The following is a 23,701-nucleotide window of genomic DNA, read 5'->3' as shown; positions in this document are numbered from 1 at the left end:
GCTGCCGAAGGCTGCGATCTTTTGATCTTCACAAGCGTTTACAACTTGGCGATCGACACCTCGGTGGATTTCACGAACGCGATCACTTCGCTGCCGACGACCAGTTCCAGCTCTTTCACCGAACGTGTGGTGATCACCGACGTGACGATGCCGGACGCGGTCTGCACGTCGATCTCCGACAGCACGTCACCGAGGACGATTTCCTTGATGGAGCCTTTGAACTGGTTGCGGACGTTGATGGCTTTGATAGTCATGATATTGATTCCCGTCGTTGGATAAGGCGTGAGTTATTGAGCCCAACGCAACTGCGTAGGCAATGGTGAAACAGGTTCAGGTTCTGGCGGTTGGCCGGGCAGTGACAGCACGCGATTAAGGACTTCGGTTTCCAGCGCTGCCAGCCGATGGGAACCGCGCACCCGAGGGCGCTGCAGTTCCACGTGCAGGTCGAGGCCAACTTCGCCGTCTTCGATCAGAATCACCCGATCGGCAATTGCCACCGCTTCACTGACGTCGTGGGTTACCAGCAACACGGTGAAGCCGTGCTGTTGCCAGAGCCGTTCGATCAGCTGCTGCATCTCGATCCGGGTCAAGGCATCCAGCGCGCCCAAAGGTTCGTCGAGCAACAGCAAGCGCGGTTGATGGATAAGCGCCCGGGCCAGGGCCACACGTTGCTTTTGCCCACCGGATAACGCCGCTGGCCACTCATTGGCGCGATCCGCCAGCCCCACTGCTTCCAGGGCTTCCAGCGCTTGCGGCCGCCAGTTGCCCCTGAGCCCGAGGCCGACGTTGTCGATGATCTTTTTCCATGGCAGCAGTCGTGCTTCCTGGAACATCAGGCGCGTGTCTTCGCGTGCATCGCTCAGCGGCGCGGAGCCGGCCAGCAATTCCCCGCCGGTAGGCTGATCAAGCCCGGCCAGCAAGCGCAGCAACGTGCTTTTGCCACAGCCGCTGCGACCGACCACGGCGACAAACTGACCCGCCGGAATGTGCAGATCGATCTCACGCAACACCTGCCGCGAGCCAAAGGTTTTTTGCAACTTGCGCACCGCCAGCGGGATGCCGCGCAGCAGGCGTGGAGGTTGTTGAGCCGTCATGCGGCACCTCCTTTGACAACTTGATAAGCCGGATGCCAGCGCAGCCACACACGCTCAAGCCCACGGGCAGCGAGATCAGCCAATTTGCCAAGCACTGCGTACAGAAGGATCGCCAGCACCACCACGTCGGTCTGCAAAAACTCCCGGGCGTTCATCGCCAGATAGCCAATGCCGGAGCTGGCGGAAATGGTTTCCGCGACGATCAGCGTCAGCCACATAAAGCCCAGTGCGAAGCGCACACCGACCAGAATCGAAGGCAGCGCACCCGGCAGGATCACCTGTCGGAACAGGCCGAAACCGGACAAGCCATAACTGCGCGACATCTCGACCAATGCCGGATCAACGTTGCGGATGCCGTGATAGGTGTTGAGGTAGATCGGGAACAACGTGCCCAGCGCCACCAGAAAAATCTTTGCCGACTCATCGATGCCGAACCACAGAATCACCAGTGGAATCAGCGCCAGGTGCGGTACGTTGCGGATCATCTGCACCGAACTGTCGAGCAGCCGTTCGCCCCATTTCGACAGGCCGGTGATGAAGCCCAGCACCAGACCGATGCTGCCGCCAATTGCAAAACCGAGCCCGGCACGCCAGCCGCTGATTGCCAGGTGCGTCCAGATTTCGCCGCTGCGGAACAGGCTTACACCGGCTTCGATCACGGCGATCGGCGCCGGCAGAATCCGTGTCGACAACCAGCCTGCCGACACTGACAACTGCCACACCGCCAGCAGCAACACCGGCAACGCCCAGGGCGCGAGGCTGTGGATGATTTTTTTCATGGCGCGCCTCAGCTCTGGGACGCGGCTTTAGGGAGAATGTCGTTGGCGACCATCTCGCCAAACGGGCTGACGTAGTTCGCGCCTTTTGGCAGTTCCGGGCGCTCGATATCGAGGTGCGGAAACAGCAACTCAGCAACGCGATACGACTCTTCCAGGTGTGGATAACCGGAGAAGATAAACGTGTCGATGCCCAGGTCCGCGTACTCCTTCACGCGGGCCGCCACGGTCGGACCATCACCCACCAGCGCCGTACCGGCACCGCCACGCACCAGGCCGACACCGGCCCACAGGTTGGGGCTGACTTCCAGGTTGTCGCGACTGCCGCCGTGCAGCGCCGCCATGCGTTGCTGGCCGACCGAATCGAAACGCGACAACGAAGCCTGGGCTTTAGCGATGGTTTCGTCATCCAGGTGCGAGATCAGACGGTCCGCCGCTTGCCAGGCTTCGGCGTTGGTTTCGCGAACGATGACATGCAGACGAATGCCGAAGCGCACGGTGCGGCCGAGCTTGGCGGCTTTGGCGCGGACCTGTTCGATCTTTTCGGCCACAGCGGCCGGCGGCTCGCCCCAGGTCAGAACCATCTCAACTTGTTCGGCGGCCAAATCCTGCGCAGCCTCCGACGAGCCGCCGAAGTACAGCGGCGGACGCGGCTGCTGGATCGGCGGGTAGAGCAGCTTGGCGCCCTTCACGCTGATGTGCTGACCGTCGTAATCGACGGTCTCGCCTTCCAGCACACGACGCCAGATGCGGGTGAATTCCACCGAAGCCTGATAGCGCTCTTCGTGAGTCAGGAACAGACCATCGCCGGCCAACTCTTCTGGATCACCGCCGGTGACCAGGTTGAACAGCGCACGCCCGCCGGACAAACGATCCAGCGTCGCGGCCTGACGCGCTGCCACCGTCGGGGAAATGATCCCGGGGCGCAGGGCGACAAGGAACTTCAAACGCTGAGTCACCGGGATCAGCGACGCCGCCACCAGCCACGAATCTTCGCAGGAGCGGCCAGTAGGAATCAGCACGCCACCGAAACCCAGGCGATCCGCCGCTTGTGCGACTTGTTGCAGGTAACCGTGGTCGACGGCGCGAGCGCCTGCAGCGGTGCCAAGGTAATGGCCGTCACCGTGGGTAGGCAGGAACCAGAAGATATTGAGGCTCATGGAGTGGTCTCCTTAGGGGTTCGAGTTACTGAGCTTTGGATATCGAGCTTTGGGCAACGGCCGCCGGTGGCGTCCAGATCACGTCTTTGATGCTCAACGGCTTGGGGATCAGCTTGAGCTGGTAGAAGGTGTCGGCGATTTTCTGCTGCGCGGCGACCACTTCCGGCGTCAGGAACAGCGCCCCGTAGCCCTGGCGTTTCACCGAGGTCAGGGTGATGTCCGCCGGCAGGCCGAGCAGCGGCGAGACTTGCTTGGTCACGTCTTCCGGGTTGGCCTTGGACCATTCACCGACTGCGCGCACTTCTTCCACCAGGGTCTTGATCACCTCAGGATTTTTCTGCGCGTATGGTTTGGTTGCGAGGTAGAACTGGTGGTTGTCGACGATGCCCTTGCCATCACGCAGGGTGTGCGCTTGCAGTTGCTGTTCAGCGGCGGCCTGATAAGGGTCCCAGATGACCCAGGCGTCGACGCTGCCACGTTCGAACGCGGCGCGGGCATCGGCTGGCGGCAGGAATACGGTCTGGATGTCGGTGTATTTGAGGCCGGCGTCTTCGAGTGCACGCACCAGCAGGTAGTGCACGTTGGAGCCTTTGTTCAGGACGACTTTCTTGCCCTTGAGGTCTGCCACCGATTTGATCGTCGAGTCCTTCGGCACAAGGATCGCTTCGCTGTTTGGCGCCGGTGGTTCATAGGCGACGTAGAGCAGATCGGCGCCAGCCGCTTGGGCAAACACAGGAGGCGTTTCGCCGGTGACGCCGAAATCGATCGAGCCGACGTTCAGGCCTTCAAGCAGTTGCGGACCACCGGGGAATTCAGTCCATTGCACGTCCACGCCTTGAGCGGCGAGACGTTTTTCCAGTGTGCCTTTGGCTTTGAGCAACACCAGGGTGCCGTACTTTTGATAGCCGATTCGTAGAGTTTCAGCTTGAGCTTGAGTAATGGCGCCGAAGGTTACAGCCGCAGCAAACAGAGCGACCAGACCACGACGCAAAATGACAGGGCGCATGGCGCTCTCCTTTTGCAGTAGGGTTTTTGGCTGCACCTGCTTGCCCGTTAGCGGGCGAGTAAGGCCAGTACATCAATTTTGGGTGGGGCTAATTTTCGGTGGAGCTCAAATGCTCCAGCGAGCACTCAACAAACGTTCATTCAACAGGTTCGGATCGAGCGGCTTGGGCCGTCGCGCCATGGCGCTGAAAAACAGCTCCAGCGACTCATTCAGTCTTTGTTCCAGCTCGGGTGCCAACTGCGCCAGAGCGCTGCCTTCGCCGTAAGCGATCTGGCTGTCTTCGGCAAAAATACCGTGAAGCATTTCCTGGGCTTTCAGCGCGGACAGCACTGGCTTGAGCGCGTAATCCACCGCCAACATGTGGGCGATGCTGCCGCCGGTGGCCATTGGCAAAACGACTTTGTTAGCCAGGGCGCGTTCGGGCAGCAAGTCCAGCACGGTTTTCAACGCACCTGAGAACGATGCCTTGTAGACCGGTGTTGCGATCAACAAGCCATCGGCGTTTTCAATCTGTTGCAGCAGGTCGATCACCTTCGGGCTGTCGAAGCGTGCGTGCAGCAGGTCTTCGGCCGGGAAGTCCCGTACCTGGTAACTCACCACTTCCACGCCTTGCGCTTGCAACCAACGCTGTGAGCGGTCCAGCAGCACCCCGGAACGGGAGCGTTGGCTGGGACTGCCACCGAGTGAGACGACCAGCATTAAGACAATTCCTTGAACGGTGTTAGCGATTCGCGGTTTGCGATCTCGCTTTGGAATGGGGTGACATTAACAGCAGATTTATATATCCATAAATCATATTTATTCATTTGGTTATGCGTTTAAGAGATATAAGAATCAGTTTTCTCCGGGCAAAAAAACAGGCCGTTGAAACGGCCCGAAATCCCCTGCTTTGTGGACACCTTGAAAAGATCGCAGCCTGCGGCAGCTCCTACAGGTACACGCCGATCCATGTAGGAGCTGCCGCAGGCTGCGATCTTTTGATCTTCAACGATTAGGCTGTGGCGTCAGGCGCAGGTACGGCTTAACCGCCCGATAACCCTTGGGAAAACGTTGTTTGATTTCGTCTTCGTCCTTGAGCGACGGCACGATCACCACGTCATCACCGTCCTGCCAGTTGGCCGGGGTCGCCACCTTGTAGTTGTCGGTGAGTTGCAGCGAGTCGATCACCCGCAGGATTTCATTGAAATTACGGCCAGTGCTCGCCGGATAGGTGATGGTCAGGCGGACCTTTTTGTTCGGGTCGATCACGAACAGCGATCGCACGGTCAAGGTGTCGTTGGCGTTGGGATGGATCAGGTCGTAGAGGTCCGAGACCTTGCGGTCGGCGTCGTCGAGGATCGGAAAGGTAACGACGGTGTTCTGAGTTTCGTTGATGTCTTCGATCCACTTGTGGTGCGAATCCACCGGGTCGACGGACAGCGCGATGGCCTTGACCCCACGCTTGGCGAACTCATCCTTGAGCTTGGCCGTGAGGCCGAGTTCGGTGGTGCACACCGGGGTGAAATCGGCCGGATGGGAAAACAGCACGCCCCAACTATCGCCCAGCCACTGGTGGAAACGGATGGTACCGGCGCTGGAGTCCTGTTCGAAGTCGGGGGCGATATCGCCGAGTCTGAGGCTCATGGTGCTGCTCCTTGTGAGTGCTTGATGAGCTCAACTGTGCCTGTGTTTTTTATCTATTAAAAAGAATAAATATCGATTTATTTAGATCATTAAAGAATATTAAAAATCTGTTCACTGGACGTGACTGTGCATCGCGCCGAACATCGGCAGCGAGGTTCGAGAAGGCCTTGAGTTGCTGCAAAAGAGGGAAATTTCATGGCGGGTTTACGGGGGTGAGCCCGCTTTGAAAACGCAAAAGCCCCGCCCGGCGAGATGCCGGGCGGGGCTTTTTTTGTCAGCGCCATTGAGGTTTTCTGTAGGAGCCGCCGAAGGCTGCGATCTTTTTATCTTGCCCTTAAAAGATCGCAGCCTCGTTTCTCTCGACAGCTCCTACACAGCGCCTACACGCTATTACAACAGCGGGATCGAGTAGCTGAGGATCAGGCGGTTTTCGTCCTGGGAGCGAGTGCTCGGCAGGTCGGTGCGCCAGGTAGCGTTCTTCCAGGCGAAGCCGAGGTTTTTCAACGCGCCAGACTGAACGACGTAACCAACACTCAGATCGCGTTCCCACTCGGAAGCGCCATTAGCTACCTGTCGGAAAGGTCGAGCGGCCGCAACGGTATCGATGTTATCGCCATGCAGGTAAACCAGACCCGCTGTCAGGCCCGGTACGCCAACCTTGGCGAAGTCGAACGAGTAGCGTGCTTGCCAGGTGCGCTCGCCGGCACGGCCGAACTTCTGGATTTGCGAGTCGGTGATGGTGTAGTTCGACGAACCGTCGCCCTGGTTCAGCCACGGGAAGTCGCTGCTGCCGTTGCTGACCTGGTAACCGCCACCGAAAGTGTGACCGGCAACCGTGTACAGGAACAGGCCGCTGTACAGGTTGTTGTCCACCTTGCCTTTACCGCTCGCAACGCCGGTGTAGTCACCGGTGCTGTAGTAAAGCGGGTCGTGACCGTTAGCCCCATCGTCGGAGCTGTTGAAGTAACGGAAGTCCGACTTCAATACACCCGGGCCGATGGCCCAGTTGTGTACCAGCCCCAGGAAGTGTTGCTTATAGAAGTCTTCCAGATTGCCGTAGTAGTACTGGGCCGTCAGGTCTTTGGTAATTTTGTAATCACCACCGGCGTAGATGAACTTGTTGCTGTTGGCAACGCGCGGGTTCGCGCCGTTGATTGCCATCTGCTCATTGTTGCTGGAGTTACGACCTTTAACGTGTTCGATCTGACCGCCAACCAGCGTCAGGTCCTTGATGTCACCCGTGGTGATCTGGCCACCTTCCCAGGTTTGCGGCAGCAAACGACCGTCGTTGGTCACGATGACCGGCAGTTTTGGCTGCAGAGTACCCAGCTTCAATTCAGTCTGGGAGATCTTGGCTTTGGCAGTCAGGCCCAGGCTAGAGAAATCATCAACCGCTTCGCCGTTGGACTTGCTTGGGAAAACGGTACCGCCATAAGCAGCGTTGTTTGCCGCGCCGTTGGTGCCGCCGCCCGAATCCAGCTTGACGCCCAGCAGGCCGATCGCATCAACACCGAAGCCTACAGTGCCTTGGGTGTAACCGGAGATGAAACGCAGATCGAAGCCTTGGCCCCATTCTTCGTTTTTGTTCGGACCGGTACCGTCACGGTAATCGGTATTGATGTAGAAATTGCGCAGCCCCAACGTTGCCTTGCTGTCTTCGATAAAACCGGCGGCGCCTGCCTGCTGCGCCAAAACCCCTACGGCCACAGCCAGGGCCAAGGTGGACTTGTTCATTGTTTCGCTCCTATCGTTTCTAATTTTTTATGTTGCTGGTCCTGGGTCGAATGCCTCGGATCCGCAGACGCACTAATCGCGTCAGTCCTTCTAAATCAATGGTTTGCTCGCTACAGGATACCTCGACATAAGCCTGAAAAGAATTGTCTCATTCTTTTTCATGCCATTTGGCTATATACGTTCGCAGCACAGAACAGAGGTATCGGCTAAAAGGCCAATTCCTTAACCTGTTTGATTGTCGAGGGGTGAAATTGCCAAATCCGAGACCCGTCGCGAGTCGGATGAGCCCACTTTAGGCGTTTAATGAAGAAGCTAAAAAGAATAAAAAATCATCACGATCGATGTTTATGGAATATAGAAAAAAGTGCAAAAAAAACCTCGCCATGAAGGCGAGGTTTTGTGGGGTGCGGGTTACAGGAAGCTGTAGGTGTAGTTGAAGATCAGACGGGTCTGGTCCTCATTAGGAGTGCTGGTGTTGCCACCGTAAGTACCGTGACGCAGAGTGGTACCAAAGCCTTTAAGTGGACCCGTTTGAATCACGTAGTCGATACGCGCGTCGGTCTCGTGCTCATTCAGGTCTTTACCGACACCGCTGGTAGCCTTGATGTCCTGGCCATCCAGGTAAGCGATCGAAGCTTTCAAACCTGGCACGCCCAGCGAGGCGAAGTCATAGGAGTACTGGCCGTACGTGGTGTTCTCACCAGCACGGATAAAGCTGCCAACAGTGGCATCAGTAAACGAGTAGAAGCTGGCACCGCCCGCCCCTTCGTTGCGACCGTTGCCATCAACAACGTTACCTTGGTTCAAGAAGACAAAGCCGCCGTCATCGTTGACACGCTGGTGCCCGAGCAGGAACGCACTGCCGCCCAAGGTGTAGGTAAAGGTGGCGCTCCAGGTCTTGTTATCGACCTCACCAGGGTTTTTGGCAAAGCCGTTGTTGTTGTTGAAGCGGTAGCCCGCATCGCCGTTCTTGCCGTCAGAGCTGCTGTCGAAATAACGCAGATCAGTCTTGAACGACTGGTTGGGGGCGATTGGGTAAACGTGCACCAGGCCGAGGAAGTTCTGCTTGTAGAAGTCTTCCAGGTTCGCATAGTAGTACTGCAGCGTCAGGTCTTTGGTGACCTTCCAGTCAGCACCGGCATAACGGAACTTGTTGCTGTCCTCGGTAGCGCCCGCCACAGACAGGCCAGTGGAGTTCGAGGAGGCGCGACCTGTCGCGTGCTCCAGCTGACCCACGTTGAAGGTTACGTTGTCGATTTCCTTCGAGGTGATGGTGCCACCTTCAAAGGTTTGTGGCAGCACGCGGCTGTCGTTCGCGATCAGGATCGGCATGTTTGGCTGCAGAGCGCCACCCACGTGAGCCTCGGTCTTGGAGAAACGTGCCTTGACGTTGCCCGCCAGACGGCTCCACTCACTCTCCGCCGAACCATCGGAATCGCTAGGGCTAAAGGAGTTGTTGTCCGGGTGATGGCCCTTGCCACCGTCCAGATGGATACCAACCAGCGCCTGGGCGTCGATACCGAAACCGACGACACCTTGGGTGAAGCCCGACTGGTAATCGAACTTCAGACCCTCAGCGGCCTCTCGCTGTCTGTTACCAGCATTACTAGGAGCGGTACTCGTAGAACCTTCACGTTTATCGGAATCGAAATAATAGGTACGCGAACTAACGGACGCCTTGCTGTCGTCGATAAAACCGGCGGCGCCTGCCTGCTGCGCCAAAACCCCTACAGCCACGGCCAAGGCCAAGGTGGACTTGTTCATTGTTTAACTCCTCTCGTTTCTAATTCTTGTGTTCCTGGCCCTGGGTCGAGTGCCCCGGATCCTAAGATGCGCGATTAGCGCCGGTCGGTGACCAACAAGTCAATCGTAACTTTGTGTGTCTACGACCATAGTCTAATCCCCGTTTTTTTGGTCCATGCAGGTTCATGATTTCGTCACGAACCTGAAAAGAACGACTCATTTCTTTTCTAATACCATTTAGGAATTTAGCTTCCCTTACCTACCGGCCCGACCTAGAGCAGCCGGCTCACAAGCCAATTCCTAAAAAGTATTTATTAGCTCTTTTTTAGATCGTTTAGCTTTGACGCAATTCGGTAATAATTCCTTCCGAAAGGCGGTTCTCCATGACGATCAAACGCGCACTATCCGGACCATTTGTTACAGTTTATGTATCGCTTGTATTTCTCTATCTGCCCACGCGTCAACCTCCGTCGGCAGCCAGACTGAAAAGCGCCTTAGCATGAGCGTGGGAGCTGGACGTGGCACGGCCAAAGCGATTGGCGAGACAGCGGAGTTCTTGAACGAACCGGGAAAGGCAGAAACAGTGCGGCCGAAGTATCGCCGTATGCCAGCGCGAAATTCGTACAGGATTGAATGCAAAAACCCTGTAGGAGCTGCCGCAGGCTGCGATTTCTTGATCTTGAAAAACAAAATCAAAAAACCTCAGCCCGCGGCGGCTCCTACAGGGTCATTGCGATCAAAGGGTCTTTTCGAAGATCTTCGAATTGCGCTGGTAGTTGTACAGCGACGCCCGCGCCGATGGCAGGCGTTCAACGCTGCTCGGCACAAACCCACGTTCGCGGAACCAGTGCGCCGTGCGGGTCGTCAAGACGAACAAAGTCTTCAACCCCTGTGCCCGCGCACGGATTTCAATACGCTCCAGCAGTTCGTCCCCACGACCGCCATGCCGGTACTCCGGGTTGACGGCCAGGCAGGCCAGCTCACCGGCATCCGAATCGGCAATCTGATACAGCGCCGCGCAGGCGATGATCATGCCTTCGCGCTCGACCACGCTGAACTGCTCGATCTCCCGCTCCAGCACCTCGCGGGAACGCCGTACCAGAATCCCCTGCTCTTCCAGCGGGCTGATCAAATCCAGCAAACCACCGACGTCCTCGATGGCCGCCTCGCGCACCACTTCGAATTGCTCCTGGGCAACCAGCGTGCCGCCACCGTCGCGGGTGAACAGCTCTGTCAGCAGCGCGCCGTCTTCGGCGTAGCTGACGATATGGCTGCGGGCCACGCCGCCACGGCAGGCTTCAGCGGCTGCATCCAGCAACTCCGCCTGATAGTTGCTGCCCAGGCGCTGCAGATGCGCCGGCACCTGTTGCGGGCGCAACTCACGAACCAGACGACCGTGTTCATCGATCAAACCCAGGTCCGCGCCGAACAGCAGCAATTTGTCCGCGCCCAGGTCGATGGCCGCGCGGGTGGCGACGTCCTCACAGGCGAGGTTGAAAATCTCACCGGTCGGCGAGTATCCCAACGGCGACAGCAGCACGATGGAGCGCTCGTCCAGCAGGCGATTGATGCCCTTGCGATCGACCCGACGCACTTCGCCGGTGTGGTGATAATCGACGCCTTCGAGCACGCCGATTGGCCGCGCAGTCACCAGGTTGCCGCTGGCCACCCGCAGACGCGAGCCCTGCATTGGCGACGAAGCCATGTCCATCGACAGCCGCGCCTCGATGGCGATGCGCAGTTGGCCGACCGCATCGATCACACACTCCAGCGTCGCAGCATCGGTGATGCGCATGCCGTGGTGGTAATGCGGGGTCAGGCCGCGAGCGGCGAGGCGTGCTTCGATTTGCGGGCGGGAACCGTGAACCAGCACCAGTCGAACACCCAGGCTGTGCAACAGCACCAGGTCATGGACGATATTGCCGAAGTTGGGATGTTCAACGCCGTCGCCGGGCAGCATGACGACAAAGGTGCAATCGCGGTGGGCGTTGATGTAAGGCGAAGCGTGACGAAGCCAATTAACGTATTCGGGCATGAACCTGGGCCTGTAAATAAATAGCAGCCAAAAAATAAGCGAAACAGAAAACGCACCGCGGGCTGATGGTTATCGTCGGAACAGGCTTGGCGACACGCGCGCTCTCCTCATGAATACGGGTTGGGACAATACCAATTTAACCGCCCCCTGTAGGAGCTGCCGAAGGCTGTGATCTTTTGATCTTGATCTTACAAAAAACAAGATCAAAAGATCGCAGCCTACGGCAGCTCCTACAAGGGTACGCGTTCAGTTTTTGGCCGGTGTCAGGCAGTAATGTTCAATCAGTTGCCGTAATAGATGCACCGTAGGCTGCAAACGTGACATTTCGAGGTATTCCCCCGGTTGGTGGGCGCAGGCGATATCGCCCGGGCCGAGTACCAGTGTTTCGCAGCCAAGGCGCTGAAGATAAGGCGCTTCGGTGCCGAACGCCACTGATTCGGCGCTATGGCCGGTGAGCTTTTCGGCGATACGCACCAACTCGGCATCCTCGGCCTGCTCGAAAGGCGGCACTTCAGGGAACAGCGGCGCGTAATCGATCTTGACCTGATGCCGTTCGGCAATCGGATTGAGCTTCTGCAAAATCGCCGCGCGCAGGGCTTTAGGGTCCATGCCGGGCAACGGCCGCAGATCGAACTCCAGCGAGCACTGCCCGCAAATTCGGTTGGGGTTATCGCCGCCATGGATGCAGCCAAAATTCATCGTCGGCATCGGCACGCTGAACTGCGGGTTACGGAACTCGCGCTGCCACAGCAGCCGCAAGCCACGCAATTCACCGATGGCATCGTGCATGGCTTCAAGGGCGCTGTGGCCCAGGCGCGGGTCTGACGAATGGCCGCTCTGCCCAAGAATATCGATGCGCTCCATCATGATGCCTTTGTGCATGCGGATCGGCTTGAGCCCGGTCGGCTCGCCGATCACCGCCGCACGGCCCAAGGGTCGCCCGGCTTGTGCGAGGGCGCGAGCGCCAGACATCGAGCTTTCTTCATCGCAGGTGGCGAGGATCAGCAGCGGCTGTTTGAACGGTTGATCGAGCAGCGGCTTGACCGCTTCGATGGCCAGGGCGAAAAAACCCTTCATATCGCAGCTGCCTAGCCCCACCCAGCGACCGTCGACTTCGGTCAACTTCAGTGGATCGGTCTTCCACAACGCACCATCGAACGGCACGGTGTCGCTGTGACCGGCCAGCACCAAACCACCGGGGCCGGAGCCGAAACTGGCCAGCAAGTTGAACTTGCCGGGGCTGACCTGCTGGATGTCGCAGGCAAAACCCAAGTCGCCGAGCCAAGTGGCCAGCAGGTCGATCACCTGGCGATTGGATTGATCGAGGCTCGCCTGGGTACAACTGACGGACGGTGCGGCGATCAGTGCAGCGAACTGATCTTTCATGGACGGCAAAGGCATCGCTGACTCCAACTCCCGAATTGAAGTCCATCATAGAACCATCCGGCGACAGGAATAAACCGTCGCGGCGCGTAGGATCGGCGAGTCCTGTACACTGCACGACCTTGGCAGCCACACATTCCCCCGGCTGCGCTCCCGATCCTGGATTTTCCGGCCATGCAGAAAGAAACCGAAATCAAACTCCGCGTCAGCCGCGAAACCCTCGCCGCCCTGCGCGAGCACCCGTTACTGAAAAAACGCAACAAAAGTGGCTGGGAACGCCGTGAGTTGATGAACCAGTACTTCGACACGCCCGAGCGCGACCTGGCCCGCGCCAAAGTCGCCCTGCGCCTACGCAAGGATGGCGAAGAAGTTATTCAAACGCTCAAGACCCGCGGCCAAAGCGTCGCCGGTTTGTCCGAGCGTAACGAATACGACTGGAACCTGCCCAAAGCCAAACTCGACGTGAAAAAACTCGATGGCGAATGCTGGCCTGAAGAGTTGGCCGAGCTGGACAAGAAAACCCTGAAGCCGATTTTCACCACCGACTTCGTCCGCGAACGCGCCGAAATCGCCTGGGGCCGAGGCAAGACCAAAGTGGTCATCGAAGCGGCGCTAGACCTGGGCCACGTTGTGGTGGGCAAGCAGAAAGAAGAAATCTGCGAGTTGGAACTGGAACTGCGCGAAGGCGAACCGGCTGCGCTGCTGGAACTGGCCGCCGAATTGGCCGCGACCCTGGCCCTGATGCCGTGCGATATCAGCAAAGCTGAACGCGGCTATCGCCTGTACGACGCCAACAGCTACTCGCTGAGCCTGCCGGCGCCGCAGATCACCGCTGAAACGCCGCTGGACGACGCCTTCGCCGCCCTGAGCTGGCATTTGCTGGGCAGCAGCCAGCGTCTGGCCGAGCAGTATCGCTTCAATGGCCACTGGCGCCTGCTGCAAGACTGGGTGGAAAACCTCGCCGAATTGCGCGCGCTGGTCAGCAGTCTTGGTCAAGCCGCACCGCGTCAATCGACCCACGACATGCGCGTCGCGCTGGATGCATTACTCGAAGACTGGCGTCCGCTGGTTCAGGCCGGCCTGGATGACGAAGATGTGCGTAAAGCCGCACCGGAGCAGTTCCTCGAAGAACTCGAAGACCCGCGTTGGGGCCTGTTCTCCCTGAACACTTCGCGCTGGCTGCTGGCTCGTACCTGGGCCGCCGACCGCAATACCCGTGGCAATCGCCAGGGCGCTGCGCAACTGGGCAGCTGGTTGCCGCGCCTGCTGGGCGAAGAAGCCAACTCACTGCAATTGCAGCGCTACCAGCAGCAACCGGAAGACCTGGCCGAGCAACTGCCGCGCATCGAACGCATCCAGGCCTGGCTGCACCACGCGCGTCACGTGCTGGACATCCCGGAGATGGATCGCTTGTACGGCGAGCTCAAGCAATTGGCGCAACTGGCCAACGAGCCGATCACCGACGAAACCCTGGACGCGCGTAAGCAGCAGGCGATTGCGGTGTATCAGAATCGTGCGTGGAAGATGCTGCTGCGTATGTAACACCGCCATCGCCAGCAGGCTGGCTCCCACATTGGTTTTGTGTACGTCACAAATCCCCTGTGGGAGCCAGCCTGAACTGGTCAAGTAATTCTGGACACCAGTTAAGGTTTCACGCCGCCAGTTTCTCCATAGCTACCGGCGACCGGTAGTCGTTGTAGCTATGGAGTCTGACGTTGTTGTAACGCATCACATAACGCTGCACATCCACGCGGGCTTCATGCTCCGAGCTGTAGCCGCCTTCTGGAACCCACTCTGATTTCAGGCTGCCAAAGAAACGCTCCATTGGGGCGTTGTCCCAGCACTCACCTTTACGACTCATGCTTTGCAGGAGTCCATGCTTGCGCATCTCATTCCTGAATTTGTGGCTGGTGTATTGGCAACCTTGATCAGAATGAAACAGCACCTCTTTTGGACGGCCTCGCAATTGCACCGCCATTCGCAACGCTTCGCAGGTCAGCGTGGCGTCGGAAATCATTGAAAACGACCACCCCACGATCCGGCGAGCAAACAAGTCCAGCACCGCCGCGAAATACATCCAACGCTTACCCACCTTGATGTACGTCACATCGCCACACCACACCTGATTGATCGCCGTGACATCAAACTTGCGCTTGAGCACGTGTGGCGCCACCAGCGCTTCTACGCCGGAAGATTTGTACTTATGCCGCCGCCGCTGATGACTGGCAACACCGGCTTCGCGCATCAAACTGCGAGCCATATGCCGCCCGACACGATGCCCCTTGGCTTGCAGCTCCTTGGAAAGGGTGCGAGACCCTGCGGACGCTCTGGATTCCTTGTGATGCTGGACCAGCACGGCTTTAAGTTTCTCCCGCTCAGGCTTCACCTTACCTTGGCGCTCACGCCAGGCATAAAAGCTGCTGCGGTTGACTCCAAACGCCCGACAGCAATTGTTAACGCCGTACTGCTCGTCCAGCTCGTTGATCATCGAGAATGATCTTTGGAGTCCAAAAGCAGGAGAGCACTGGCCTTTTTTAGGATTTCAATGTCCAGGTCTTTTTGCCTGAGCAACGCTTTGAGCTGTTGAATCTCTCGCTGATCGGCCGTGATCGCCTTGGCCCCCGGCGGGGTCGAACCCAAGCGCTCTTTACGAACCTGATCGACCCAGCGGCGCAAGGCGGTAGGGCCAATATCCAGACTGGCACAGACGTCGGGAACTGACTGCCCTTCATCCAGCACCATGCTGGCGGCCTTGAGCTTGAACTCTCTCGAATAAGATTTACGCATATCCAAACACCTCAGATTTGGGCGCCATCATAGCGCCCGATTGAAGTGTCCAAAATCATTAGGCCAGTTCACCGGCAGCTCCTACAGTGGGATTGTGTGCATCCGTAAGTGATGGGGCGCTCAGCTCTTGATCTGGGCGCCCCGTTAAACCACGCTGGGCCAGGGATGGCCCATCGCGGCAACCCACGGAGCAACCTTCGTTACGGCATGCCGAGCCTAAGCGAGGCACCGAGGGGTGGGGCGAGAGCCTTTTGGTTACTTTGGGGCTTTTCCAAAGTGACTCGCTGTAAAAGCGAAACCAATAGTCGCCGTTACCGCAGAAACGGATATGCACCCAACCCAACCCAACCCAACCCAACAGCAGAAATCAACCGTGCTGCAAAAAGTCGATGCAACTACGGTTAAACAGTTCGCGATGCTCCACCTGAACCCAATGCCCACAACGGTTAAGCACGATAAAGCGAGCATTCGGCGCACCATCAATAATGCGCTGGGCGCCACTGATCGGGTTGAAGTGATCGTTGGTCCCCCAGAAGCCCAGGATCGGACACTTAATCTCGCCCAGACGCGCTTCCATGTTCGGCACCATCATCGTGCTGAATAGGTTTTTCGGCTGAGTCACCGCCACCGCTACGCGTTCTTCCAACAGGCTCTCGGGCAGGATCGAATCATCGAACAGCTGCAGTCGCATCATGCTGCGCATCTCTTCCATCCCAATGGGGCCCTCGTTGAACAGGCTGACCATGCGCAGGATGCCTTCCATCTTGAAGTAAGTCTCCCGCTCCTCGACACCGCCCGGAGCCAGCAAAATCAGACTCTGGGGCAGTTGCGGCAGGCGCAGGGACAGGCCCAGGGCGATCGCGCCGCCCAGCGAGTTACCCAGCAACGTGCAGCGTTTTACACCGACGGCCTCCAGGAACGCGGCCACGCAATCGACAAAGAAATCCAGGTTGTACTGGGCGTCTTCGGGTTTGTCCGAGCGACCGAACCCCGGCAGGTCGAGCACGATGTTGCGGTAGCCCGCAGCGACTAATTGCGGGTAGTTGCCCTTGAAGTTACTGAAGCCACTGGCACCCGGCCCGCTGCCGTGCAGCCACAGCACGACGGGGCCTGCGCCTTCGTCCAGATAGTGCAGACGCAGGCCGTTGGGCAGGGTCGCGTAATGGCCGACGGGCAGGGGCAGGTCTACGGGTTGGTTCATGGGGTTCTCCATTCTCTGCGGATTCATGAAGCACAGCCGCGCCAGGCGTTTATTGAAGGGGAACGCTGTGCCTGGCGCGCTGCGCGCACGGTGAATGCTGGGCGCTGGTGGCGTTGTTCACATCGTCCGTTCAGACCACGTGGCGATAGTCCCATCGGACGATGTGTGCCGGGGCACTTGCCGCTAATCATTCAGGGGACGGCCTCACTGCAAGGGCAGCGGGCCGCAGGGTATTTGCACATTCGGAGAACGCTATGAAGTTACTCAATAAAGTGGCCTTTGTGACCGGCGCCGCGCAAGGCATGGGCCAGGCCATCGTGCGTGGTTTTGTCGCCGAAGGCGCCAAGGTGGTGGCTGTCGACTTGAATCAATCGGCCCTGGCCGAGAGTCTGGCTGACCTCGGCGACAAGGTGCTGGCCCTGGCTTGCAACGTCGGTGATGGCGCGTCCGTGGCCGATGCCATGGGCCAGGCCGAGCAGCACTTTGGTGGCCTCGACATTCTGGTCAACAACGCTGGCGTGGGCGGGCTGGACAGTTTCCTCGAAACCCCGGACGAGAGCTGGGCACGGGTGATCGGCGTGAACCTGGGCGGCACCTTCCTGTGCTGCCGCGAGGGAGCCAAGTTGATGGTCAAGGGCGGCCGCAAAGGCGCGATCATCAACCTCTCCAGCACCGCCGCGCTGACCGGCGAAGGTCCTAGTCATTACTGCGCCTCGAAAGCCGGCGTAATGGGGCTGACCCGTTCGATCGCCCGTGAACTGGCGGCCAGCGGTATACGCGTGAACACCCTGGTGCCGGGTCCGACCAACACTCCGATGATGGCCGGCATCCCTGACGAGTACATGCAGACGCTGCTCAAAAGCGTGCCGCTGGGCCGTATGTGCGAGACCGACGAGATCGCCAAAGTCGCGGTGTTCCTGGCCAGCGAAGACGCCAGTTTCATGACCGGGCAGAACATCGCCGTCAACGGCGGCATGGCCTTTATCTGATCAGGGAGTTACCCATGAGCAATCGTTTACAAGGAAAGATCGCGTTCGTCACCGGCGCCGGTTCCGGCATCGGTGAAGCCACCGCGCTGCGGTTCGCCGAAGAGGGCGCCACGGTGGTGCTGTGCGGACGGCGCATCGAGCCACTGCAAGGCGTGCAGGAAAAAATCCATGCCCAGGGCGGGAAGGCCGAGATCGCCGTCGCCGATGTCAGCGATGAGCAGGCCTACGTCGATGCGCTGCAAGCCACTGCGCAACGTCACGGACGCCTCGACATCCTGGTCAACAACGCGATGGCCTACACCTGGGGCGGCATCGACGCGATGACCACCGCCGACTGGCACGCCAACTTCGCCACCACCGTGGACGGCACCTTTTGGGGCACCCGCACCGCAATGCAATTGATGAAAGCGCAGGGGGGCGGTTCGATCGTCAACATCGCTTCGATCTGCGGCCTGTTCGGCACCGCGTGGATGGCCGGTTACTCGGCAGCCAAGGCGGCAGTGATCAACTTCAGTCGGGCAGCGGCCAGCGAAGGCGCACCGCACAATATTCGCTGCAACGTGATCATTCCGGGTGTGGTCGACACCCCGGCAACGGCCGGCATGCTGGGCGACGCCAAGACCCGTACCAACACTGAAAAAGTGATCCCGATGAAACGGGTCGGCTTGCCGGTGGAACTGGCCAACGCCATTTTGTTCCTGGCCAGCGACGAAGCTTCGTATGTCACGGGTGCGAGCCTGGCGGTGGATGGCGGGCGCGGTTCGGATCTGTACACGGTGCTCGACTGATGAGCCAGGACACGAACGAATTGCTCGCGCGCATCGACCGGTTGGAGTCGCTGGACGCGATCCGTCAACTGGCCGGCAAGTACGCCCTGGCACTGGACATGCGCGACATGGATGCCATGGCCAACTGCTTCGCCCCGGACGTGCGTGTGGGCCGCGACAAGAGCGGTCGTGCGCACCTCAAGGCGTGGCTGGATGAAACCATGCGCAAGCAGTTCCACGGCACGTCCCATCACTTGGGCCAGCACATCATCGAGTTCAGCGATGCCGACCACGCCACTGGCGTGGTCTATTCGAAGAACGAGCATGAGACCGGTCCCGAGTGGGTGATCATGCAGATGCTGTACTGGGACGACTACGAGCGGATCGACGGGCGCTGGTGCTTCCGCCGTCGCTTGCCGTGCTACTGGTATGCGACCGACCTGAACAAGCCTCCAATTGGTGGCCTGAAAATGCGTTGGCCAGGGCGCGAACCGTACGCTGGCAGCTTCCACGAGTTGTTTCCGTCGTGGGACGCGTTCTGGGCGCAACGTCCGGACAAGGACGCCCTGCCGCAAATCGCCGAACCGGCGCCGCTGGAAGGCTTCCTCGCCAGCCTGCGTCGTGGGGCGGATGACCCGAAGATTCGGGTGCGCTGAACATCGGGGCGGCCGATGCAGGATGGCCGCCTCAGGTGCAGCATCAACTCAACCCCCATGCCACCGCCATTCGATAGCTCGCTAGTGCCTCTCGAGGTGGCAAGAAGATCAACAGCAAGATCAAGAGATCGCAGCCTTCGGCAGCTCCTACATTGACCGGGCGCACCGCGTCCCCACGAAGTCATGTAGGAGCTGCCGAAGGCTTCGATCTTTCGATCTTGCCGTTATCGGTGTGCTCAACTCATCCGTTCACCCGTGGCTCGCGCGGCATGCCCAGCGCGCGTTCGGCAATCACATTGCGCTGGATTTCATTGCTGCCGCCATAGATGGTGTCGGAGCGTGTGAACAGAAACAACGACTGCAAACGGCTGAGTTCGTAAGGCGCAGCGTCGAGGATTTCCGCTGCATCGCCCAACACGTCCATGGCCAGCTTGCCCAGGTCGCTGTGCCATGTGGACCAGGCCAGTTTGTAGATCATCGCTTCGCGGCCGAGGTTGCCGTCTTGCGGACCCGAGAGCATGCGCAGTGAGTTGTAGCGCAACACCTTGAGGCCGGCCCAGGCCTGGGCGATGCGCTGACGCAGCAGCGGGTCGCGCGCAGCACCGTTGGCACGGGCAATGCGGATGATTTCGTCGAGTTCGTTGTGGAACTGCATCTGCTGACCCAGCGTGGACACGCCGCGCTCAAAACCCAGTAGCGCCATGGCGATCTTCCAGCCATCACCCGGTTGGCCGATCAGGTTGTCGGCGTGAGTGACGGTCTGTTCGAAGAACACCTCGTTGAATTCGCTGGTGCCGGTCAGTTGCTGGATCGGTTGCACGCGGACGGTGTCCTGATGCATAGGCACCAGCAGGAACGACAAACCGTGATGCCCTTGGCTGCCGGGCTCGGTGCGCGCCAGCACGAAACACCAGTCGGCCTCGTGGGCCAGAGAGGTCCAGACCTTCTGCCCACTGATCAGCCAATGCTCACCGGTGGCATCCAGTTTCGCCCGTGTCTGCACATTGGCCAGGTCCGAACCGGCACCCGGTTCCGAGTAGCCCTGGCACCAGAATTGACTGCCGTCGAGGATGCCGGGCAACAAGCGCTGTTGCTGGGCCGGAGTGCCGAAAGCGGCCAGCGTGGGGCCGACCAGACCTTCGCCAATATGGCCCATTCGCCCAGGGCCTCCGGCGCGGGCGTACTCTTCATGGAATATCACCTGCTGGCTGATGGACAGTCCGCGTCCGCCATGTTCCTTGCCCCAGCCGACGCCGATCCAGCCGCCTGCGGCCAACTCGCGCTCCCAGGCTTTGCGCTCTTCAGGAAAGCTGTGCTCATCCCCCGGCCCGCCGCGAAAGCGCAAGGGCGCAAATTCGCCGCTCAGGTGCTCGACCATCCACTGCGCGACTGCTTCGCGGAACGCTTCGTCTGCACGACTGAAACCGATTTTCATGCTTGCTCTCCCAATAGATGCGCGGCCAGGCGCTCGCGGTGCAGCGCCGGGCTGCCTAATAGTTGCTCGCCGGCGCGGGCGCGTTTGAAGTACAGGTGTGGATCGTATTCCCAAGTGAAACCGACGCCGCCATGCAGTTGGATCGACTCGGCGGCACAGTGGAAAAACGCCTCGCTGGCATGGATTTTCGCGGTGGCGGCAGCCAGCTCAAGCTCCCTGGCCACGGCGGCATCACCGGCAGGGTCCAGGCGTTCCTGGGCCACGCATGCGGCGTAGTAGGCGGCTGAGCGGGCGCATTCGACTTGCAGCATCATGTCAGCGCAGCGGTGCTTGATCGCCTGAAAACTGGCAATGGTGCGCTTGAATTGCCGGCGTTCGCCAATGTACGCCAGGGTCAGGTCGAGGGCCTGTTGTGCGCCGCCAGTCTGCTCGGCGGCAAGCCCGATGGTGGCGACCAGCAGGGTGTCGCGCAGCACCGCCCAACCTTGCTCCGGGCCGCAGAGTTGTTGCGCTTCACTGACCTGCACCTGATGCAATTCGATGTGCGCCAGGCGGCGGGTCTGGTCTAGCGTTGCCAGGGGTTTACGTATCATGCGCGACGTATCGCCAGGCAAGACGAACAGGCTGATGCCCTGTTCGCCCAGAGTGCCGGGGGCGCGGGCGGCGACGATCAACAGGTCGGCCGAGGCGCCATCGATGACCTGGGCGTATTGGCCGTCAAGCACCCAGCCGCCCGAACGTGGTTCTGCCACGGTTTTCACGCTGCAAGCGTCCAGCCCAGGGACACTGGCAAAGGCCAGGGTGGCGCGGGTCTCCCCGGCGGCAATCGAACCCAGCCAGTGTTCTTGAATCGCCTCGTTGTGCCCCAGTAAAAGCGCCGGGGTGGCCAGGCATGCTGTGGCGAACAGCGGCGAGCCCAACAGGTAGCGACCGCTTTGTTCCAGCAGAATCGCCAGCTCGACAAACCCCAGTCCCATGCCGCCAAAGCGCTCGGGCACCATCAAGGCCGGCCAGTACAGTTCCTGGCCGATCCGCTGCCAGACCTCGGGGTCATGAGCGTCCGGACGAATCATCGCTGCGCGCACGGCATGCGAGTCGCTGACCTGGGCGAGAAAACGCTCGGCACTGTCGCGAATCATCAGATGTTCTTCGGTAAAGGCGAACTCCATGGAGGATGTCTCTGCAAGGCGGATGGATGCGCCAGTCTGTGGCGTTGGGGACGAGATTCGAATCACTAAAACGGACTAGGTCGTCACGTGCCACACCGTCGTTCTTCACCGGTAGGAGCGAGGCTTGCCCGCGAACGGGGACGCTGCGGTGGATCTGTCACACCGCGTCCTCGTTCTTCGCCGGCAAGCCTGGCTCCTACAAAGCGTCGGGCGTTTGGGATGCATCTGCGACACCACGTCATCGGCAGGAACAGCGGCGCAAAGCACGAGGGTGCTTAGTCTCAACGGACGATGAAGTGGCGAGCGGCGCTTTGCACAATGCTCACCACGAACCCCTTCAGCCAACGAGGACTAAGGCATGATCGACATTCGCGGTTTGAGCTATTTCGTCTCGCAGATCGAAAACCTCAGCCATTGGCAGCGTTACGCCGAAGACGTGCTGGGCATGCAAGTGCAGCCGGCGCCCGGCGGTGGTTTGTACGTGAAAATGGACGAGCGTCCGTTTCGCATGCTGATCGTCGAAGGCAGCGAGGCACGTTACCTGGCTTCCGGTTGGGAACTGGCCAGCGAAACAGCATTCAATGCCGCACTTGAGCACCTGACTGCCGTGGGTATCGAATGGCAGCCAGGCTCTGCCGCCGAGATCGACCAGCGTGGTGTTCAGGCGCTGGTCAAACTCACCGACCCGTCGGGCAACTGCCATGAATTGAGCTGGGGGCATCGCTCCGACTGCCTGCCGTTTGTCTCGCCCCAAGGTGTGCCGCGCTTCATCACTGGCGACATGGGGCTGGGTCACACGGTGCTTCCGGCGCCGAATTTCGATGCCACCCTGGCGTTCGCCAAGGATGTGCTGGGCTTCGAGTTGTCGGACCTTTTCAACTTCCGTCCCGACCCATCGGCACCGCCAATCCGCATTCACTTCCTGCATTGCCAGAACGCCCGTCACCACAGTTTGGCGTTGGCCGAGTACCCGGTGCCATCAGGTTGCGTGCACGTAATGGTCGAGGTCGATTCGATGACCGAAGTCGGCCGCGCCCACGACCGTCTGCACGCCCATGACGTGAAACTGTCGGCCACCCTCGGCCAGCACCTGAACGATCGCATGACCAGCTTCTACATGAAGACGCCTTCCGGTTTCGATCTGGAGTACGGCTTCGGCGGGTTGCAGGTCGACTGGGCCGACCATTCGGCGTTTGAGTTCACCCGCGTAAGCATTTGGGGGCACGACTTTTCGGTCGGCCAACAGTAAGGAATTGTCATGATGAATAAACAACTGACGGCGGCCGATGCGGTCGCTCAATTGCGCGATGGCATGACCATCGGCTTTGGCGGCTGGGGCCCGCGGCGCAAGCCGATGGCCATCGTGCGCGAGATCCTGCGCTCGCCGGTCAAGGACCTGACTGTGGTTGCCTACGGCGGCCCCGAAGTGGGCATGCTGTGCGCCGCCGGCAAGGTCAAGAAGCTGGTGTTCGGCTTCGCCACCCTCGATGCCATTCCGCTGGAACCGTACTACCGAAAAGCCCGCGAAGCGGGTGAGCTGGAACTGATGGAGCTGGACGAAGGGATGTTCCAGTGGGGCCTGCGCGCTGCTGGCATGCGCTTGCCGTTCTTGCCAACCCGATGCGGTCTGGCCACTGATGTGGCGCGCCTGAATCCAGAGCTCAAAACCGTCCAGTCGCCCTATGCCGATGGTGAAGTATTGCTGGCGATGCCGGCGCTCAACCTCGACGTTGCGTTCCTGCACGTCAACGTCGCCGATCGCCTGGGTAACTGCCTGGTGACCGGGCCGGACCCGTACTTCGATCACCTGTTCGCCCGTGCTGCCAACCAGTGCTTTGTCTCATGCGAGCGTCTCGAAGAGCGCCTGCAATTAAGCGCCGATCAGGCCCGCTTCAATACCTTCGAGCGCTATCTGGTGAGTGGCGTGGTGCATGCGCCCCTCGGTGCGCACCCGACTTCCTGCGCCCCCGACTATGGCTGGGACATGAAGCACCTCAAGGGCTATGTCGCCAGCAGTCAGGCGGAAAACGGCTGGCAGGAATATGTGCAGACCTACATCGCCGGTGGCGAGCAGGCCTACCAGGCACAGAACGGCGGTGCCGACTCCATGGGCGCCTTGCCCCTTCCCGTGTTCTGAGGATTA

At 59.6% G+C, this 23,701-nt stretch carries 22 protein-coding genes; 6 read left to right on the top strand and 16 right to left on the bottom strand.

The features are described from left to right. Window positions 1-38 precede the first annotated feature (38 nt). The 11 genes from KUF73_RS28235 to argE all read right to left on the bottom strand — a co-directional run bounded on the left by KUF73_RS28235 (window position 39) and on the right by argE (window position 12,572). Complete coding sequence (locus KUF73_RS28235; protein ID WP_003229256.1) at window positions 39-254, bottom strand: molybdopterin-binding protein; 216 nt, start codon at window positions 252-254, stop codon at window positions 39-41. Between the two features lie 33 nt (window positions 255-287). After that, window positions 288-1,094: an aliphatic sulfonates ABC transporter ATP-binding protein gene (gene ssuB / locus KUF73_RS28230; RefSeq protein ID WP_218441245.1), complete on the bottom strand. Its 807-nt coding sequence runs from the start codon at window positions 1,092-1,094 to the stop codon at window positions 288-290. After that, window positions 1,091-1,873, bottom strand: a complete 783-nt coding sequence (gene ssuC / locus KUF73_RS28225) for an aliphatic sulfonate ABC transporter permease SsuC (RefSeq protein WP_218441244.1) — start codon at window positions 1,871-1,873, stop codon at window positions 1,091-1,093. The genes ssuB and ssuC overlap by 4 nt, the downstream gene beginning before the upstream one ends. Window positions 1,874-1,881: 8 nt before the next feature. Continuing rightward, window positions 1,882-3,030, bottom strand: a complete 1,149-nt coding sequence (gene ssuD / locus KUF73_RS28220; protein ID WP_218441243.1) for an FMNH2-dependent alkanesulfonate monooxygenase — start codon at window positions 3,028-3,030, stop codon at window positions 1,882-1,884. A gap of 25 nt (window positions 3,031-3,055) precedes the next feature. Then, on the bottom strand, window positions 3,056-4,036 hold the full coding sequence (locus KUF73_RS28215; RefSeq protein ID WP_218441242.1) for a sulfonate ABC transporter substrate-binding protein: 981 nt from the start codon (window positions 4,034-4,036) through the stop codon (window positions 3,056-3,058). Between the two features lie 105 nt (window positions 4,037-4,141). Beyond that, a complete protein-coding gene (gene ssuE / locus KUF73_RS28210) occupies window positions 4,142-4,735 on the bottom strand; it encodes an NADPH-dependent FMN reductase (protein ID WP_218441241.1) in 594 nt (197 codons plus the stop codon). 285 nt (window positions 4,736-5,020) lie between these two features. Next, complete coding sequence (locus tag KUF73_RS28205; protein WP_218441240.1) at window positions 5,021-5,659, bottom strand: peroxiredoxin; 639 nt, start codon at window positions 5,657-5,659, stop codon at window positions 5,021-5,023. Window positions 5,660-6,049: 390 nt separating this feature from the next. Next, window positions 6,050-7,393 (bottom strand): OprD family porin, encoded by a 1,344-nt coding sequence (locus tag KUF73_RS28200; protein WP_218441239.1) that lies wholly within the window; start codon window positions 7,391-7,393, stop codon window positions 6,050-6,052. 411 nt (window positions 7,394-7,804) lie between these two features. After that, window positions 7,805-9,157 carry an OprD family outer membrane porin gene (locus tag KUF73_RS28195; RefSeq protein ID WP_218441238.1) on the bottom strand — a complete coding sequence of 451 codons (1,353 nt, stop codon included), beginning with the start codon at window positions 9,155-9,157 and terminating at the stop codon, window positions 7,805-7,807. 715 nt (window positions 9,158-9,872) lie between these two features. Continuing rightward, window positions 9,873-11,171 (bottom strand): amino-acid N-acetyltransferase, encoded by a 1,299-nt coding sequence (gene argA / locus KUF73_RS28190; RefSeq protein ID WP_218441237.1) that lies wholly within the window; start codon window positions 11,169-11,171, stop codon window positions 9,873-9,875. Window positions 11,172-11,417: 246 nt separating this feature from the next. Next, the gene (argE, locus tag KUF73_RS28185) at window positions 11,418-12,572 is read right to left on the bottom strand and encodes an acetylornithine deacetylase (RefSeq protein WP_218441236.1); all 1,155 of its coding nucleotides are present in this window, start codon (window positions 12,570-12,572) and stop codon (window positions 11,418-11,420) included. Between the two features lie 156 nt (window positions 12,573-12,728). Between argE and KUF73_RS28180 the strand changes: the two genes are divergently transcribed. Then, on the top strand, window positions 12,729-14,096 hold the full coding sequence (locus tag KUF73_RS28180) for an inorganic triphosphatase (RefSeq protein WP_218441235.1): 1,368 nt from the start codon (window positions 12,729-12,731) through the stop codon (window positions 14,094-14,096). Window positions 14,097-14,205: 109 nt separating this feature from the next. On the opposite strand, the gene KUF73_RS28175 is transcribed toward KUF73_RS28180, so the two are convergent. The 3 genes from KUF73_RS28175 to KUF73_RS28170 all read right to left on the bottom strand — a co-directional run bounded on the left by KUF73_RS28175 (window position 14,206) and on the right by KUF73_RS28170 (window position 16,542). Next, complete coding sequence (locus KUF73_RS28175; RefSeq protein WP_256345707.1) at window positions 14,206-15,042, bottom strand: IS3 family transposase; 837 nt, start codon at window positions 15,040-15,042, stop codon at window positions 14,206-14,208. Then, window positions 15,039-15,341: a transposase gene (locus tag KUF73_RS31495; RefSeq protein ID WP_256345709.1), complete on the bottom strand. Its 303-nt coding sequence runs from the start codon at window positions 15,339-15,341 to the stop codon at window positions 15,039-15,041. The genes KUF73_RS28175 and KUF73_RS31495 overlap by 4 nt, the downstream gene beginning before the upstream one ends. Window positions 15,342-15,708: 367 nt before the next feature. Further along, window positions 15,709-16,542 carry an alpha/beta fold hydrolase gene (locus tag KUF73_RS28170; RefSeq protein ID WP_218441234.1) on the bottom strand — a complete coding sequence of 278 codons (834 nt, stop codon included), beginning with the start codon at window positions 16,540-16,542 and terminating at the stop codon, window positions 15,709-15,711. A gap of 254 nt (window positions 16,543-16,796) precedes the next feature. On the opposite strand from KUF73_RS28170, the gene KUF73_RS28165 reads away from it, so the two are divergent. Genes KUF73_RS28165 through KUF73_RS28155 form a run of 3 tightly spaced genes read left to right on the top strand, consistent with a single transcriptional unit; the run spans window position 16,797 to window position 18,954 of the window. Next, window positions 16,797-17,531: an SDR family NAD(P)-dependent oxidoreductase gene (locus KUF73_RS28165; RefSeq protein WP_218441233.1), complete on the top strand. Its 735-nt coding sequence runs from the start codon at window positions 16,797-16,799 to the stop codon at window positions 17,529-17,531. A 14-nt stretch (window positions 17,532-17,545) separates the two neighbouring features. Beyond that, a complete protein-coding gene (locus KUF73_RS28160) occupies window positions 17,546-18,319 on the top strand; it encodes an SDR family NAD(P)-dependent oxidoreductase (RefSeq protein ID WP_218441232.1) in 774 nt (257 codons plus the stop codon). Then, window positions 18,319-18,954 (top strand): nuclear transport factor 2 family protein, encoded by a 636-nt coding sequence (locus KUF73_RS28155; RefSeq protein ID WP_218441231.1) that lies wholly within the window; start codon window positions 18,319-18,321, stop codon window positions 18,952-18,954. The genes KUF73_RS28160 and KUF73_RS28155 overlap by 1 nt, the downstream gene beginning before the upstream one ends. A 241-nt stretch (window positions 18,955-19,195) precedes the next feature. On the opposite strand, the gene KUF73_RS28150 is transcribed toward KUF73_RS28155, so the two are convergent. Together KUF73_RS28150 and KUF73_RS28145 are read right to left on the bottom strand one after the other, a co-directional pair. Further along, on the bottom strand, window positions 19,196-20,389 hold the full coding sequence (locus tag KUF73_RS28150; RefSeq protein WP_218441230.1) for an acyl-CoA dehydrogenase family protein: 1,194 nt from the start codon (window positions 20,387-20,389) through the stop codon (window positions 19,196-19,198). Continuing rightward, window positions 20,386-21,558, bottom strand: coding sequence for an acyl-CoA dehydrogenase family protein (locus KUF73_RS28145; protein ID WP_218441229.1), 1,173 nt, complete (start codon window positions 21,556-21,558; stop codon window positions 20,386-20,388). The genes KUF73_RS28150 and KUF73_RS28145 overlap by 4 nt, the downstream gene beginning before the upstream one ends. A 358-nt stretch (window positions 21,559-21,916) precedes the next feature. Here KUF73_RS28145 and KUF73_RS28140 point away from each other — a divergent pair, with 358 nt between their 5' ends. Both KUF73_RS28140 and KUF73_RS28135 read left to right on the top strand, forming a co-directional pair. Next, complete coding sequence (locus KUF73_RS28140; RefSeq protein WP_218441228.1) at window positions 21,917-22,807, top strand: VOC family protein; 891 nt, start codon at window positions 21,917-21,919, stop codon at window positions 22,805-22,807. Between the two features lie 12 nt (window positions 22,808-22,819). Then, window positions 22,820-23,695 carry a CoA transferase subunit A gene (locus KUF73_RS28135; RefSeq protein ID WP_218441271.1) on the top strand — a complete coding sequence of 292 codons (876 nt, stop codon included), beginning with the start codon at window positions 22,820-22,822 and terminating at the stop codon, window positions 23,693-23,695. Window positions 23,696-23,701: the final 6 nt, after the last annotated feature.

The sequence above is a fragment of the Pseudomonas sp. PD9R genome (assembly GCF_019200975.1).
GTDB lineage: Bacteria > Pseudomonadota > Gammaproteobacteria > Pseudomonadales > Pseudomonadaceae > Aquipseudomonas.
The sequence above is the reverse complement of the archived record's forward strand: the minus strand, read 5'-3'. Positions and strand labels throughout refer to the sequence as shown.

What these genes read in the sequence shown, in the direction of transcription:
- KUF73_RS28235 (WP_003229256.1), bottom strand. Translation starts at nt 254, where the DNA reads ATGACTATCAAAGCCATCAACGTCCGCAACCAGTTCAAAGGCTCCATC.
- ssuB (WP_218441245.1), bottom strand. Translation starts at nt 1,094, where the DNA reads ATGACGGCTCAACAACCTCCACGCCTGCTGCGCGGCATCCCGCTGGCG.
- ssuC (WP_218441244.1), bottom strand. Translation starts at nt 1,873, where the DNA reads ATGAAAAAAATCATCCACAGCCTCGCGCCCTGGGCGTTGCCGGTGTTG.
- ssuD (WP_218441243.1), bottom strand. Translation starts at nt 3,030, where the DNA reads ATGAGCCTCAATATCTTCTGGTTCCTGCCTACCCACGGTGACGGCCAT.
- KUF73_RS28215 (WP_218441242.1), bottom strand. Translation starts at nt 4,036, where the DNA reads ATGCGCCCTGTCATTTTGCGTCGTGGTCTGGTCGCTCTGTTTGCTGCG.
- ssuE (WP_218441241.1), bottom strand. Translation starts at nt 4,735, where the DNA reads ATGCTGGTCGTCTCACTCGGTGGCAGTCCCAGCCAACGCTCCCGTTCC.
- KUF73_RS28205 (WP_218441240.1), bottom strand. Translation starts at nt 5,659, where the DNA reads ATGAGCCTCAGACTCGGCGATATCGCCCCCGACTTCGAACAGGACTCC.
- KUF73_RS28200 (WP_218441239.1), bottom strand. Translation starts at nt 7,393, where the DNA reads ATGAACAAGTCCACCTTGGCCCTGGCTGTGGCCGTAGGGGTTTTGGCG.
- KUF73_RS28195 (WP_218441238.1), bottom strand. Translation starts at nt 9,157, where the DNA reads ATGAACAAGTCCACCTTGGCCTTGGCCGTGGCTGTAGGGGTTTTGGCG.
- argA (WP_218441237.1), bottom strand. Translation starts at nt 11,171, where the DNA reads ATGCCCGAATACGTTAATTGGCTTCGTCACGCTTCGCCTTACATCAAC.
- argE (WP_218441236.1), bottom strand. Translation starts at nt 12,572, where the DNA reads ATGCCTTTGCCGTCCATGAAAGATCAGTTCGCTGCACTGATCGCCGCA.
- KUF73_RS28180 (WP_218441235.1), top strand. Translation starts at nt 12,729, where the DNA reads ATGCAGAAAGAAACCGAAATCAAACTCCGCGTCAGCCGCGAAACCCTC.
- KUF73_RS28175 (WP_256345707.1), bottom strand. Translation starts at nt 15,042, where the DNA reads ATGATCAACGAGCTGGACGAGCAGTACGGCGTTAACAATTGCTGTCGG.
- KUF73_RS31495 (WP_256345709.1), bottom strand. Translation starts at nt 15,341, where the DNA reads ATGCGTAAATCTTATTCGAGAGAGTTCAAGCTCAAGGCCGCCAGCATG.
- KUF73_RS28170 (WP_218441234.1), bottom strand. Translation starts at nt 16,542, where the DNA reads ATGAACCAACCCGTAGACCTGCCCCTGCCCGTCGGCCATTACGCGACC.
- KUF73_RS28165 (WP_218441233.1), top strand. Translation starts at nt 16,797, where the DNA reads ATGAAGTTACTCAATAAAGTGGCCTTTGTGACCGGCGCCGCGCAAGGC.
- KUF73_RS28160 (WP_218441232.1), top strand. Translation starts at nt 17,546, where the DNA reads ATGAGCAATCGTTTACAAGGAAAGATCGCGTTCGTCACCGGCGCCGGT.
- KUF73_RS28155 (WP_218441231.1), top strand. Translation starts at nt 18,319, where the DNA reads ATGAGCCAGGACACGAACGAATTGCTCGCGCGCATCGACCGGTTGGAG.
- KUF73_RS28150 (WP_218441230.1), bottom strand. Translation starts at nt 20,389, where the DNA reads ATGAAAATCGGTTTCAGTCGTGCAGACGAAGCGTTCCGCGAAGCAGTC.
- KUF73_RS28145 (WP_218441229.1), bottom strand. Translation starts at nt 21,558, where the DNA reads ATGGAGTTCGCCTTTACCGAAGAACATCTGATGATTCGCGACAGTGCC.
- KUF73_RS28140 (WP_218441228.1), top strand. Translation starts at nt 21,917, where the DNA reads ATGATCGACATTCGCGGTTTGAGCTATTTCGTCTCGCAGATCGAAAAC.
- KUF73_RS28135 (WP_218441271.1), top strand. Translation starts at nt 22,820, where the DNA reads ATGAATAAACAACTGACGGCGGCCGATGCGGTCGCTCAATTGCGCGAT.